General features: G+C 44.3%; 10 protein-coding genes and 1 pseudogene. 5 read left to right on the top strand and 6 right to left on the bottom strand.

What is annotated here, in order from left to right:
- Positions 1-2: 2 nt before the first annotated feature.
- Positions 3-1220 (bottom strand): ParA family protein, encoded by a 1218-nt coding sequence (locus tag AB4583_RS06430; protein ID WP_017061213.1) that lies wholly within the window; start codon positions 1218-1220, stop codon positions 3-5.
- 1260 nt (positions 1221-2480) lie between these two features.
- On the opposite strand from AB4583_RS06430, the gene AB4583_RS06435 reads away from it, so the two are divergent.
- Positions 2481-4460: a replication initiator protein RctB domain-containing protein gene (locus AB4583_RS06435; RefSeq protein ID WP_017071247.1), complete on the top strand. Its 1980-nt coding sequence runs from the start codon at positions 2481-2483 to the stop codon at positions 4458-4460.
- A gap of 380 nt (positions 4461-4840) precedes the next feature.
- Here AB4583_RS06435 and AB4583_RS06440 read toward each other — a convergent pair whose 3' ends face one another.
- Both AB4583_RS06440 and AB4583_RS06445 read right to left on the bottom strand, forming a co-directional pair.
- Positions 4841-5359, bottom strand: a complete 519-nt coding sequence (locus AB4583_RS06440) for a transcriptional regulator (RefSeq protein ID WP_372109915.1) — start codon at positions 5357-5359, stop codon at positions 4841-4843.
- Positions 5356-6243 (bottom strand): annotated as a pseudogene (locus AB4583_RS06445) (ABC transporter ATP-binding protein). The gene AB4583_RS06440 and the pseudogene AB4583_RS06445 overlap by 4 nt, the downstream one beginning before the upstream one ends.
- A gap of 185 nt (positions 6244-6428) precedes the next feature.
- Between AB4583_RS06445 and AB4583_RS06450 the strand changes: the two are divergent.
- Together AB4583_RS06450 and AB4583_RS06455 are read left to right on the top strand one after the other, a co-directional pair.
- Positions 6429-6626 carry a hypothetical protein gene (locus AB4583_RS06450; RefSeq protein ID WP_017070170.1) on the top strand — a complete coding sequence of 66 codons (198 nt, stop codon included), beginning with the start codon at positions 6429-6431 and terminating at the stop codon, positions 6624-6626.
- Between the two features lie 189 nt (positions 6627-6815).
- Positions 6816-7376: an NADAR family protein gene (locus tag AB4583_RS06455; RefSeq protein WP_032546412.1), complete on the top strand. Its 561-nt coding sequence runs from the start codon at positions 6816-6818 to the stop codon at positions 7374-7376.
- Between the two features lie 174 nt (positions 7377-7550).
- On the opposite strand, the gene AB4583_RS06460 is transcribed toward AB4583_RS06455, so the two are convergent.
- Positions 7551-8309 (bottom strand): ABC transporter substrate-binding protein, encoded by a 759-nt coding sequence (locus tag AB4583_RS06460; protein ID WP_136974558.1) that lies wholly within the window; start codon positions 8307-8309, stop codon positions 7551-7553.
- Between the two features lie 88 nt (positions 8310-8397).
- On the opposite strand from AB4583_RS06460, the gene AB4583_RS06465 reads away from it, so the two are divergent.
- On the top strand, positions 8398-10830 hold the full coding sequence (locus AB4583_RS06465) for a response regulator (RefSeq protein WP_372116823.1): 2433 nt from the start codon (positions 8398-8400) through the stop codon (positions 10828-10830).
- 151 nt (positions 10831-10981) lie between these two features.
- Here the strand turns inward: AB4583_RS06465 and AB4583_RS06470 are convergent, their stop codons facing one another.
- Positions 10982-11734 (bottom strand): SDR family NAD(P)-dependent oxidoreductase, encoded by a 753-nt coding sequence (locus AB4583_RS06470; protein ID WP_372116825.1) that lies wholly within the window; start codon positions 11732-11734, stop codon positions 10982-10984.
- Positions 11735-11746: 12 nt separating this feature from the next.
- Complete coding sequence (locus AB4583_RS06475; protein ID WP_017066352.1) at positions 11747-12442, bottom strand: sulfite exporter TauE/SafE family protein; 696 nt, start codon at positions 12440-12442, stop codon at positions 11747-11749.
- A gap of 362 nt (positions 12443-12804) precedes the next feature.
- Between AB4583_RS06475 and AB4583_RS06480 the strand changes: the two genes are divergently transcribed.
- On the top strand, positions 12805-14121 hold the full coding sequence (locus tag AB4583_RS06480) for an aspartate aminotransferase family protein (RefSeq protein WP_017065135.1): 1317 nt from the start codon (positions 12805-12807) through the stop codon (positions 14119-14121).
- Positions 14122-14135 lie beyond the last annotated feature (14 nt).

Raw genomic sequence — 14135 nt, forward strand, 5'->3', positions numbered from 1 at the left:
TGTTATCCCTGATTAAGTGAAGGCCAGTTGCTATGTAATACGCGCTCTAATTCTAGAGCACTTTTTTGTACTGCGTCTTGAGCAACAGCTAGAGTTTTCTTACCGCCCTCAAAGTCGCTCACCGTTAGATCGAAAACCGTGCTGTAAGTGTCGGCACAGGTTTCAAAAGCACGGCTTCTTGGAATGGTTGCCATCATTACTTGGTCATTCAACAGGTAGTTCATTTCAGTCAGAACTGACACCTGTTTCTTGTTGTCGTCTTCAAACATGGTTGGCATTAGACGAACAAATTCGAGCCCTTTCCAGTCATCCGGGAACATTTCGTAAACCGTTGGTAAGTGCTGGAAGAAGTTAACCGTTGAAGCCCAATCCAAACGCTTAGCTGCACATGGAATCAGAAGTGCGTTCGACGCGTACATTGCATTCCATACTAGAGGGTCAACGTGCGGGCCGGTATCAATCATAATCACATCGAAGTCATCGGCGATTTTGTCGATAAGCTTCTCTTTTAACAGACGAACAATATCAAGTGACTGATCTTGTGAAAGGCTTTGCCACGCTTCAGCGTTAAACATCGCATCTTCTGGGAAAGCAGAAATTGTCTTCAGGTTTGGATACTGAGTTGGCAATAGTACGTTCTTACGAAGAAACTCTAGATCGACATCTTGGCCTTCAGGCACGTTGTCCAACATGATATCGACGGCAGAATAGATGCTGTCGTGCTCTGCCCCACTAATTTGTGGATTTAGGAACAGACGCAAAGAGCCCTGTGGGTCCAAGTCAATCAGACAGATACGGTAGCGCTTATCCAAATTCAGAGACAAACAAGCGGCTAAGTGAACTGCTGTCATTGATTTACCCGTACCACCCTTCTGGTTTTGTACGTTGATAATCCATGGCTTATTGTCAGCGTGCTGCTTACGTTCGTGGAACTTCGGCACTTCTGCCGCGTCCATCAACATGTGAGCTTCTGTCAATGAAATCGAGTAATGATTAGCGTTGTTCTTTGTGAACTGATGACCATCAGCTTCAAGTTTAGTGATCGCTTCATCGAGCTTACGACGCGTTAAACCAGAACGAGTCTCCATCATAGCTTTAGACATTGGAGGGAAATGTTCATCACTTCGCTCTTCCAAAATAATCTCAATTCGGTCAGCCTGAACTTGTTGAGTTTGTTCGGCTAGCTGATAGAGCTTATCAATCGTTTGTTCTCTTTTCATTGCCAGTTTCCGTAATGATTAACTAAGTACAAATTGTACAGCGATTAACAACAAACACAACAAAAACATGAACATACATTTATGAGTAAAATCACATAAAATAGACCGCGTTTTTACAATTTGGTGAAACATCGCCTTAGACAAACACAAAAATGACTGTTTCTATCATGTATAACCATGCTATTTCTAGTCTACATTTAAAATGTTACAGCATCACTTATTTACAATGTAAATGGAATTTCAACGAAAAACCTTCGGAACGATTGAAATACAACCGTAGATTACGGTTGGTGTGATTTGCATTCGAATTTATAGATTTTCAATCCAATAAAAATTAAAAAACACTCAATGACCAAAAAATTCAAAACAGAAGAGAAGATGGGGTGTCAAAAAACAACAGAGGATTGGAACTTAACCGGAAGAATGATCATGGAGCACATTCAGTGTAAGATAATTGATAACGCCAAATTATGAAGCATGATCAAGGCGTAAACTGAGCAATATTGATCCGAGCAACTGCAGATTGGAAATGATCAACCTCCGGAAAAATGATCAAGTAAACATAGTTCCGGAAGCATGTAATTTATGAACTAAGTTACGGACAAATGCTTTTGGAATGGGGATTCAACGCCTATAAGGGCTCAATGATTGAAAATTCAATCGACACAGACCAAGAATACACAAACATGACAATTTCATGATCATGCTTCCTAATTAAGACCCACCCGCTCTAAATACATCAAAGCAATCCATTTCCAGCGGATACAGACTAAATTTTGCACTCAATAGGGTAGGAACGATAAAAAAGTATGCTCTCTTGATCATTGTTCCGATAGATTGGCCACCACAAGTGTCCACTTAGACAAGTCAAAAGCGACTTAGAAACCGATGTTGAATTCCGATCTGTGGATAAGCTGTATAAGTATAATGATCATGCTTTCGAACCAATAATGATCATGCTTACAATGACTTAATGATCATCGTTCTGATGTTCTGTGATCATGCTTTCTTAAGTTTAATGATCATAGTTTCGGAACCTTTATGATCATGCATTCCAAGGTGATTTATTTTAATGCTTTAAATTCAGCCACTTATAAGCAAAGTTACGTCCAGATCATTAGATCACTTAATCATTTAAGATCATATTAATCAAAAAGATCAGTTATTTAAAAGCCAATAAATTCTCTTTATTTATGATCATTCTTTCTTTATCATTCAGGAACTATAGTGAAATTACGGTTAGTGTGATACGGATCAAAAATGAAACCAGAAGAGAAATTGTTAATTAAGGCACGAAGCCACAAAGATGGTCATTTATTTGAGGTATCTGAAACAGCCGTTGAATGGATAGAACAATATCAACACTTCAAAGGTGTCACCAAAAGCATAGTTGAGCTTCTTAACCTAATTTCACTTCGTGGGTTTAGCAGTAAAGACGGGTACGTCTCCACCACTGAGATTATTGAATCAACCGATGGTCAAGTCACTCGCGCAGCCTTACAGCAAAGGCTGAGAGCTGCAGTTAATATCGGATTGTTCAAACAAATCCCCGTTCGCTTTGAAGAAGGCCTTGCTGGTAAAACCATGTTGCATCGCTTTGTGAACCCAAACCAATTGATATCGGTGCTGGGTGCCACCAGCTTAGTGACAGAAAGCGTGAAGCAAAACGAAAAGCAAAAGCGCTCTAAAGCCCTAGCTCAAACCAAAGTAAACAAGCGCTTACTGAATGAACATGGGTTGAATACCCCACCAACGATGAAAGATGAAGCGGATCAATTCATTGTTTCGCCAACCAATTGGGCGGGGATTATTGATCAAGCGTTAGCGCCACCTAGAACTCGTAAGAGCTACCAGAAATCCATGGTTTCGATCTCTGGCACTCGAGCTGTGATCGAGACAAGATCTTCTAAAAATATCATGACCGTTGACGATCTGATGACGTTATTCGCGTTATTCACTCTCACCGTTCAATATCATGATCATCACCAAGATGATTACCATCTAGACGCGAAACACACGCCAAACAAAACACCACTCTACATCACTGATATTTTGTCTTTACGTGGCAAGAAAGACAGCGGCCCTGCACGTGATTCTATCCGCGACAGTATTGATCGTATCGAATTCACGGATTTCCAACTGCACGAGCTTACAGGCCGTTGGCTTAGTGAGAACATGCCAGAAGGCTTTAAGAGTGATCGTTTCCGATTCTTAGCTAGAACCATTACCGCATCGGAAGAAGCGCCTACAGAAGGCTCTGACGGCGAAATTCGCATTAAACCGAACCTATACATCCTGGTTTGGGAGCCTTCGTTCTACGAAGAGCTGCTGACGCGTGACTATTTCTTCCTATTTCCGCCAGAAATCCTGAAGCAACATACCTTGGTCTTCCAAATGTATTCGTACTTTAGAAGCCGCATGGCACGTCGCCATTCAGATAGCATGTTGCTCAGTGAGCTCAACCAGAAATTGGCGCGTAACATCGATTGGCGTCGTTTCTCGATGGATCTGATCCGCGAGCTCAGAAAATTGGGTGAAGTCGGGGATCAAGAAGATACCTTCCTGGTTAATCTATGGGGTTATCACTTGACGATCACCGCGTTGATCGAAAAAGGGAAAACGACCGATTATCAGGTAGATATCAAATGTAATGTGGAAGAAGTATTACGTTACTCAAGAGCGCGTACCACTAACGCAGGTAAGCGTAATATGGCACCAACGCTGCCGAACCCACTTCGTAACGAAATGGTGTCTAAGCAGAAACTGGAAGAGCTGTCTGAGATTATCGACGGTGAGTTTGAACCCATTCAGCGTAAAGCCCCGTCGCCAAGAGGCAAATTGGGACGTCGAGTTAAGCAGCGTAAACACTCTGTTGAGATCAACGCTGACGAGATCATGATTACTCTCTCTAAATATACCTCTGCAGAGGCTCTAGAACGCAGCATAACGGCTTTATCTGCTATGACAGGGCACTCACATGCCTCAATCAAAGAAGAGTGCTCAGAGCTCATTGAGAAGCTTGATTGGTTGAGAGTAGGGGAGGACGTTATCCCATACGAAACACTGAGTCGCTTGATTGAGCTATATAACGACCGAGATAGCACCAGCAATCGACATCTGTCCATTGAACGTTTGATCTCTGGTTTAGCGGTGCGTCGTAAAGTGTGTAAACAAGTTCATGAAGGTCATTTAGACGAAAACGTGTTCCTTGCGCTCGATGAAATGGCGATTGGCCACTAGTCATTATCCTATCGCGATAAGCCTGTTTTACCGTCGCTGAATGGATAGTTTTGAACACATTAGGTGCTGATTAAAAACGCACCTAACGCTGACAAAGTGATGACAAAGTAGGGCATCTAGTTGATTATGATTTATCCCGAATAGACAACCTTTGTCCTTTCTTGTGATTAATAGATTGGCTCATATTTTGTTACATCATACTGAATAGATTTTTGCGAGTTCCCAAGGGACTCGCTTTTTTTTGCCTAAAATTCAGTCAATCATTAAAATTCAATAGCTTACAGAGTTAAACGCCGAAGCATGATCAAGGCTCGATCATGCTTTCTACGGATCTAGCTCTGGTGAGATTCTGATTTGATGCTTGATCGAGAAGGGCTTGATCAGTGGAGATGGCGTTGAATAATGCCTTGATCATCGTTTCGGAGATGGGTTGCCATAAAGCGTACATGCGACTCGATCAATTTTTCAGACTCTGCTTTCCAACGTGGTTCTTGCTGTTGGTTCGTAAACTCCAAAGCCAATACACACAAGTGTTGTAGCCGCTGTGTACACCACTCTTGCAATCCTGCTTCTGATTTTGGGTCACATGACACCGCTTGCAGCTTACTGTAGGCAAACATTAGGTATTGGTAGGCTTTATCTTGATGGCTTGAGCTGCTGGCCTCCTGCGAAGCCAACTCCGGATTCGATGAATCCGCGAGGTGGCGATAGAAAGTAAAGATTCTCAGGCATCCGTCTAGCCAACATGCGATACCTTTGCTCTGCTCATCTGTGATCAATGGCCCCCAGAGCGCATCTGGAGGCGTTAAGATCAAAGGTTCTAATCGGTCCACTTGATCATGCTTTCGGTCTTTGTACCAATCTCCGATCCGCTCTAACCAAGTGTCTAGTTCATTCATGCAACGTTATCCCACTGTTTTACAAAGTGATTATCAGAAACTTGTTTGATTTCATGCTGTATTTCACTGCTCTGCTCTCGAATACGATCAGCGTCTATTGAATAGTTTGGCTCATTTTTGACGAGTTCGCCAAATGGCAGATCGGGATCTGGTACCGCAGAGATCAACAACTTAGTGTACGGGTGTTGTGGATTGGTCAAGATCGACTGGGTTGATCCCCACTCGACGATCTGCCCTTTGTACATCACCGCCGTCTCTTCAGCGATGTAATGTGCCGTGGCGAGGTCGTGGGTTATGTACAAAAAGCCTATGCCTAACTCTTGCTTCATTTTTTGCATCAAGTTCAACACGCCAAGTCGAATCGAAACGTCCAACATCGAGGTGGGTTCGTCAGCAAGAATAACCTCAGCGTCAACGGCCAGTGCTCTGGCTAGGTTAACCCTCTGTCTTTGGCCCCCACTGAGCTCGTGCGGGTATTTGGCGAGCGTTTCGATGGGTAACTCCACCAGCGTTAATAACTCTTTGAGGCGCTCTGTGAGAGCCTGTTTAGTGGCTACCTGTTTATGGATCTTAAGTGGGCGCGTTAAATGGTGATCAATAGTGTGAGTGGGATTGAGTGAACCAAAGGGGTCTTGAAACACCATTTGCACACGGCTGCGATAATCCAAGATATCTTTACGGCTTTTCAGAGTAGAGATGTCTCTGCCTTTGAACAGTATCTCTCCCTCTGTCGCAGGGTAAACCTTGGTCATCAATCGTGCGCAGGTGCTTTTCCCGCAGCCTGATTCTCCGGCTAATCCGAGAATCTCGCCTTAGCCTATGTGAAAGCTAACGGATTTGATTGCATTGAAAGAGGGGAAAATGAGAGTTGGATCAAACCACATTTCTTATGGGGAATCTTTTAAATATAATTGCAGAAAATGGCTTTGGCAAAGTTTAAATGAGGCATTTATTAATTAGCTTTGTGAAGCGTCGGAATCATCACACTTCAGTACAGAATTTCTTAACAAGCGAAAAAGCATTTGCTACAGATTACCTGTCCATTACATGGTGCTTTTCGGAGGAAAACATGTCCATTAATTCTATCAACCATGATGAAATGACAAATATTGCAAACAAGTGGGATGCTGAAGAAGAAGAAGTATCTTTCAAACCAGAAAAGAAAATGAAGTCTGCTGAAGCTCGTCGTCGTATCGAGACTCTAAGAGAAATTAGAGAAAGCGGTTTGAGTCTGGAAGAAGCGAGGGAGCTAGGTCTTATTCACTAATAATCCCCATTGCATTTAGAAGGGTGGCACAACGCCACCCTTTGATTTATAAGTGTTTTTTCATGTTTCCTATCCAGATTTAATCAACTCCTTGATTCTTTGGCTCACTGTTCTGTTTAGCCTAACCCTTTTGATATTACGCTTTTCAGATGAAAAACACGCACATGGCATACTCTTGAACTAAGTTGTTTGACAGTCATATTCAACGCCACTAATTTTAAAGTTAAAGCAAAAATATGCGATGTCGTTGGTAAGGAGAAGGCTATGTCTAATTCTGTGGCTCAAGCTAAAGAAGTGCTGTTTTACGAACCCGAAGATCCGAACGGATACCTGTCAAATTTTGCCGCTTGTCCTATCAAGGTAGGTGATCAAGTTTGGGCAACCAGCGAACATTATTATCAAGCGTTGAAGTTTGCCTCCGAAGCGCTACGTAATACCATTTTGGAAGCCAGTACACCTGCTGAAGCGTTCTCTTTAAGTCGTGACTACGAAGACCAAGTTCGCGAAGATTGGTATGACATTCGTGTTGAAGTGATGCAGTTCATCGTCACCGAGAAGTTCAGACAGAATCCACAGTTTGCGCTGTTTCTTACCAATACCGGAGATTCGGTGATCAAAGAACATTCGCACAAAGACCACTTCTGGGGCGATGGCGGCGATGGAACCGGCGAGAACCATTTGGGTAAGATTCTGATGGCAGTGCGTCACCAGCTTCGCACTCAGCAACTGCATTTAATTGCTTCGCACTGATTCGTCGATTCAGATAGCGGCATGCTTATCATTACTCCCTAGACGCATTTAAAAGGCCGCCCTGCTATCTAGTATGAAGCAGGGCGGCCTTTTCGGTTTTAGAGAGTCAGGCATCAACGAGAGTTAACGTACGTGACTAAGCTATCCGTTGATAAGTTCTACGTTACGCTGGTGCTATAAGTAACTCTGTACGATGTCGTCAAGCTGTCCATCGTCTTTCATTTGGTCTAGGCGTTGGTTGATGAAGCTTTGCAGCTTAGGATCCATCTCAGGGTCAAACGCCAAATGGATAGGGTAGTTATTGATGACAGAACCAAACTCATGCATCTGGTAATCATCAATACTCAGTTTTTGCTCGTTTAGGTTGTATTTGATTCGTGATTCCATTTCCACAAACACGGTGTCGCCAGGTGCTCGGTTCAGGACACGAAACGCAGCAGTGTAATCTTTTACTCGAATCTCGTTGAGCTTGCCCTGTTGGATATAAGGTTCCAAGTTCGGATACTCAAATCCTTTCAGCAATACCACGGCTTTCCCATCGAGATCATCGATTGTATTGAACTCAAATGGCTTTTTACCGCTGCTGAGTAATACGTGTTTTACATTGTAAATCGGGTCTTCAGATAGGTTCGCAGATTGAATATTCCCCCAACTAGGGCTGCCATAGGTAACCCAGTTTGGATTCTCTCTCGCATCGAGCTTGTCGATCATTCGATTAAAAGGGTAGGTGTGGTAGTTGATCTCATATTGGCTGTCATCAAACACGGCTTCCACAATATCTGAAACAATTCCTCTGTGAGATGACCCGTCAGTTTCGATTTGAAAAGGTTGCGCTTGGCTCGCAATAATGTAGTAGTGAAGAGGTTCGCTTGCAGAAGCATAACTGCTTGAAAACAAACTGACTATGGATGCAACGATAAGATGTTTTTTCATAACCTTCCCTAGTTATTTGATGAATGACTACTATTATACTAGTTGAGTAATTGTAGTTTGCTAGGATAACAATAATGGTAATTTGTGTATGGTGACAAAAGGAAAACGCTACGTTGGACTCTCCCGACAGTTGATCGGGATGATAATAGCGATCAGTACCTTATTCACAGTTATAGTGACAGGTCTCGGGTTGTATGTAGAGTACCAAAGTCGAGTTTCTTTTATCAGCTCTCAGATCGAGCAGGTCAAGGCTGGCTACCTTTCTGGTTTAACGGCAAGTTTGTGGGTTGAAGATCGAGAGCAATTGTTTGTGCAAGCCGAAGGCATCTCTCGCCTCCCTTCGGTCAGTTACCTTCTTATCGAAAGTCCCGATGAAAAAATTCTAGAGTTAGGTCAAAAGACCGAAGGCCAATCTTATTCTCAGTCTTGGGAAATGGTGCACCAGATGGGCGGCACAGACTTCCCGTTGGCGACGCTCACGGTGCAATCAGACTTGAGCATGATCCTAGATGACTTTGAAGAACGAGTGTTATTGTTGCTCGCCTTCGAAGCCGTTAAAATCTTCTTGTTGTCTCTCGTATGTTTAACCATCGTCTATCGTCTTGTCGTAAAACGTTTGATGACTATGTCTTCCCAAATCAACCAACAACAGGTCGAAGACAACAAACCGCGCTTTATAACGCCAACTCACTCTACTTACAAAGATGAGATATCGACTCTAGAGAGTAGCTATAACCGATCGGTAGAACGTATTCGTCAACAATATCAAGAGCTGGAAAAAGCCAAAGACATTGCTGAGGTGGCCAACCGCAATAAAAGTGAATTCCTTGCTAATATGAGTCACGAAATCCGTACACCAATGAATGGGATTATCGGGTTGTCGTCTTTGCTCTCTGAAATGGATATGCCGAAAGAGCAAAAAGAGTACATCAACATGCTCAACACCTCTTCGCTTACGTTGCTCGACTTAATCAACGACATTCTCGATTACTCGAAGATCGAAGCGGGGCGACTAGAGCTTCAGCAAGAGCCGATGAAAATGATGGGCATTGCGGCCGACGTTGAATCAACCTTTCGAGTGAAAGCCGAACAGAAAGGGCTTCGATTCCAATTAGCGATCGACCCTAAGATCCCAACCATGGTGATTGGCGACGGTACACAACTAAGACAAGTCCTAAATAACTTAGTAGGTAACGCGATTAAATTTACCGAGCATGGCCACGTCACGCTCTCGCTTCGTTTGGAAGAGGTGGTTGAGCCTGAGCAAAAACTCAGAGTGAGGTTCGAGGTTGTCGACAGCGGTATCGGTATTGCAGAAGACAAACAGAAATCGGTGTTCGATAAGTTTCAACAAGCCGACGGCAGTACCACACGTATTTATGGAGGCACAGGGCTTGGTCTAACAATATGCGAGAAGATAGTGACATTGATGGGCAGCAAGCTTGAACTCACCAGTGTTGAAGGTAAAGGCAGTACTTTCTATTTTACGGCTGACTTTGACCCGTGTTTAGAAGCCGATGAAAGCAATATCGATTTCAATAAGGTTTCGGTTCTGCTTGTGGATGATAGCCAGCTGAACATGCGTATAACGTCTACACAGCTTCAATCCTTTGGCGTTAAGTCTGAGTGCTGTGAAACGGCAAACCAAGCGTTAGAGTTGGTTTCAGAGTCTGTGGCTCAGTCATCACCTTATGATCTCGTTCTGATAGACAAAGTAATGCCGTCCGTTGATGGCTTTCAACTGGCGAGAAGCTTAGTTGAACGCTTTGGTAGCGAGTGTCCCAAGTTAGTGATGATCTCTGCTGACCCTAGAAAGCAAGATGAAGCTCGTGCTAAACAAGTCGGTTTTGTTGCCTACATTGCGCGTCCTTACCAAGATAATCAGCTTAAATGGACCATCAGTGAGGTACTCGCGAGAGCAGCTGATACTTCAGTCTTTACCTATCCGAACAGAGGAGAGGTTGCGTTTAAAGACAATGAACCTGTGCCGTTAAGTAAACCTGCAGCGGTTGTTAAAGATGCTCCCATTGTCTCTGTAAACGCCACACCAGCCGATAAACAAGCTCCAATTCAAGCAGAGTCAAAACCTGTCGCAGTTGCCGGAGAATTTAGTGGTACAGTTTTAGTTGTTGAAGACTCGCGAGTAAACCAACAAGTCGCCAAGATGATGCTCAAGAAGCTTGGCTTTGAGGTTGATATTGCCGACAACGGTGAAATTGGTGTCGAGAAATTCAAAGTCAACGAATACGAGATGATTTTTATGGATTGTCAGATGCCGGTTCTCGATGGCTTCGAAGCGACCAAGCAGATCCGAGCGCTCGAAGAAGGGGCTGCAAAGCATATTCCAATCATTGCGCTGACGGCCAACGTCGTGCAGCGAGACAAGCATTTGTGCTTCGATGTAGGCATGGATGAGTTTTTACCTAAACCGGTTAACCAAGGCAAACTGAGAGAGATCGTAGCGAGTTTCTTGTCGAAAGAGACGGAATCAAACAAAGAACATGAGCAGCAAATTGTTTAGTTGAGTATCTCTAATCTTACTTTCATTAAAAGAGTAATGAGGCGAATTAGACATAGTCTTTTATGCCGTTGGTTATATTTGAAGTATCGTGTGAAAGAAATGATAAAGGTGGCCTGAAAAGACCACCTTTTTTGTATGTGTCGGTTTGAACTTAATCTCTATCGATTGCGAACGCAGACCATGCTTGACGTGTCGGCATCACTTCGACTCGGTTAATGTTGATGTGATCTGGCAAGGTTGCGATATAAAACATCTGCTCGGCAATATCCTCTGCTGACAACGGTGTAGTGCCTTGGTAAAGGTTGTCTGAAGCCGTCTGGTTACCTTTAGTTCTTACAAGAGTAAATTCCGTTTCTGCAATACCAGGGGAGAGGTCAGTCACTCGTACCCCTGTGCCTTGTAAGTCACAACGTAGGTTGTAACTGAACTGCTTTACGAACGCTTTGCTGGCACCATACACATGGCTTCCTGGGTAAGGCCACTGTCCGGCGATTGACCCAACATTGATGATTGAGCTTCCTGCGCCTTTTTTAATTAACGTAGGCAACAGCGCATGAGTAACATTAATCAAGCCTGTGACATTGGTATCGATCATAGTGTGCCAGTCTTTCAAGTCCACATCAGGCGCGCCTTCTGGTGCCAAAGCTAACCCAGCATTATTGACCAATGCGGTAATCGATGAAAATTCAGCGGGTAATGAATCAATGGCTTGTTTTACGGCGTCTGCGTCTCGAACGTCGAGTTGAATTACATGCACAGGCACCGTTAATTCTTCCTTTAGGTCGAGTAGCCTTTCGATTCGACGACCAGACAGCACTAACGACCAGTTATCTTCTGCGAAACGTTTTGCTGCCGCTTTGCCGAAACCAGAGGTTGCCCCTGTAATGAACGCTATCTTATCCATAAATACATCCTTCTAATTTGAAATTAACATAAGTAGTGCCATGCCGATCAAAATCGGCGCGGTCGTTGTTTTTGCAGACAAGTTCGGTACTGATAGATACAGTTTTTGCCCCAGTACATTGCCAATCAAAGCTGCCGGTAATAGCCATAAACCTGTGATGAACGATTCTTGGTTAAATGCGCCAATCCATATGAAGCCGATCAGTGAAATCGCTGAACTCAGCAGAAAAAACACAATCGCGGTGGCTCTCTGTTCACTGGTTTTAATGGTCAGGTTCATCAAATACGTCACTAATGGCGGACCTCCTGAAGAAGCGGTGGTCATGCTAAACCCCGAAATGGCTCCCGCCCAAAACGCGTGTCGTTGGTGCAACCAAGTGAGGCGTAAGTCCAAAATAATCAGCGTGCTAGCGACCAAAGACATCATCGCGATAAAGGCCTTCAAGCCTGATTCCGATATCGTGCTAATGAAATACAGCGAGAAAGGCACCGCAACCAACATGCCAATACACAGCGGCGCAATAAGCCGGATATTGATGGTGGTTTTACTTCGCTTGAGCAGAGGAAAGGCACTTAAAAAGTCCAACAAGATAGCGATGGTTACCGCTTGCAATGGTGGAACAATAAAGCTGAGGGAAAGCGCTACGATAATCGCAAACCCAAATCCTGAATAGCCTCGAACTACTCCTGCAAACAGAATCAATGTCATCGCTAATCCTAATTCCACTCTTGCTCACCTCTTTGCTTTTGATATTGCTGCTGCGTTAATTAGCGTTCGATGAGACCTGTCTCGTCTGCCTTTCAATCTATTCACACCTAAGAGTTTTGAATAGAGCCAGATCGACGATTGGATTGGGTCAGGCTGTTTGTTGGATCGGGGATGAGACTTGGGCTGATGTACTGGCCCAATGTTTTGTTGAAACTGACACTATGATCTCCGCCCTGTTTGGGATGAAGATTATTCCATCCGATAGCGCAGCCTTTTCAATGTCGTGTTTTGTGTCTTTCATTCTCGAAGACGAGCCAAGCACGAGCGGCTGTGAATCTAGTGTTGTTAATGGAGACGATGAAATGGAAGTATCAACAGAACAGCTTGTGAACCAAGATATTATCGACCTCGACAAGAGCGTATTTCATTCTTGGTCGATTCAAGAAGCAGCTGAGCCTATCGCCATTGCGGGTGGGCAAGGATGCAAAATGTGGGACTACGAAGGTAAAGAATACCTTGATTTTAGTAGCCAACTGGTTAACACCAACATTGGTCATCAGCATCCACAAGTGATCAAAGCGATTAAAGATCAGGCTGATTCATTAGTGACCGTTGCCCCTGCGACCGCCAACCTCACTCGTGGTTTGGCGGCTAAGCGTATCTTGTCGAAAGCGCCAAGCTCGTTTAAGAAGGTGTTCTTTACCAATGCAGGGGCAGATGCCAACGAAAATGCGATTCGCATGGCGCGACAATTCACAGGGCGCGACAAGGTGCTATCTGCTTACCGTTCTTACCATGGCAATACAGGTACTGCTATTGCTGCGACGGGGGATTTTCGTCGAATTCCAAACGAGTATAGCCGTGGGCACGTTCACTTCTTCAATCCATTTCTCTATCGAAGCGAATTCAACGCGGCGACTGAGGCAGAAGAGAGTGAGCGTGCCCTGCAGCATTTAGAGCGAGTGATTGAATGCGAAGGACCAACGGCGATTGCGGCGATTATCCTAGAGACGATTCCGGGAACGGCTGGTTTTCTCATTCCGCCCAAAGATTACCTTATCGGCGTGCGTGAGCTGGCAACCAAACATGGCATTCAGTTGATATTCGATGAAGTCATGGTCGGCTTTGGCCGCACGGGTAAGTGGTTTGCGTTTGAGCACTTTAATGTAGTGCCGGATCTGATTACTTTCGCGAAAGGGGTGAACTCGGGTTATGTGCCGGCTGGTGGCGTGGTGGTCAGCGAACCGATCGTTGAGTACTTTAAGTCAAACTTCTTTATGGGCGGCTTAACGTACTCTGGTCACCCTTTGGCGATGGCTTCTATCGTTGCAACGCTCGATGTGATGGAGCAAGAGGGCATTGTCACACACGCTGATAACGTCGGTAACAGCGTTTTAGGGCCGCTTCTACTGAGCCTTCAAGAGTTGCACCCTATGATTGGTGATGTGCGCGGCAAAGGGATGTTCTGGGCTGTAGAGCTGGTGGAAGATCGTGAAAGTAAAACACCTTTGAGCAATGAAAAAATGGGGCAATTGAAAGCGCAATTGACCAAGCGAGGCCTGTTGACCTTCATTGTGAATAACCGCATTCACGTTGCGCCACCTTTGGTTATTCAGCCAAGCGAGATAAAGAAAGGCGTTAAGATCATTGATGAAGTGTTGTTTGAACTTGCTTCTTAATTCTTCAATAAGAT

The sequence above is a fragment of the Vibrio sp. 10N.222.49.C12 genome (genome assembly GCF_041475025.1).
In the GTDB taxonomy this organism is placed as follows: Bacteria; Pseudomonadota; Gammaproteobacteria; order Enterobacterales; family Vibrionaceae; genus Vibrio; species Vibrio crassostreae_C.

What these genes read in the sequence shown, in the direction of transcription:
- AB4583_RS06430 (WP_017061213.1), bottom strand. Translation starts at nt 1,220, where the DNA reads ATGAAAAGAGAACAAACGATTGATAAGCTCTATCAGCTAGCCGAACAA.
- AB4583_RS06435 (WP_017071247.1), top strand. Translation starts at nt 2,481, where the DNA reads ATGAAACCAGAAGAGAAATTGTTAATTAAGGCACGAAGCCACAAAGAT.
- AB4583_RS06440 (WP_372109915.1), bottom strand. Translation starts at nt 5,359, where the DNA reads ATGAATGAACTAGACACTTGGTTAGAGCGGATCGGAGATTGGTACAAA.
- AB4583_RS06450 (WP_017070170.1), top strand. Translation starts at nt 6,429, where the DNA reads ATGTCCATTAATTCTATCAACCATGATGAAATGACAAATATTGCAAAC.
- AB4583_RS06460 (WP_136974558.1), bottom strand. Translation starts at nt 8,309, where the DNA reads ATGAAAAAACATCTTATCGTTGCATCCATAGTCAGTTTGTTTTCAAGC.
- AB4583_RS06465 (WP_372116823.1), top strand. Translation starts at nt 8,398, where the DNA reads ATGGTGACAAAAGGAAAACGCTACGTTGGACTCTCCCGACAGTTGATC.
- AB4583_RS06470 (WP_372116825.1), bottom strand. Translation starts at nt 11,734, where the DNA reads ATGGATAAGATAGCGTTCATTACAGGGGCAACCTCTGGTTTCGGCAAA.
- AB4583_RS06475 (WP_017066352.1), bottom strand. Translation starts at nt 12,442, where the DNA reads ATGACATTGATTCTGTTTGCAGGAGTAGTTCGAGGCTATTCAGGATTT.
- AB4583_RS06480 (WP_017065135.1), top strand. Translation starts at nt 12,805, where the DNA reads ATGGAAGTATCAACAGAACAGCTTGTGAACCAAGATATTATCGACCTC.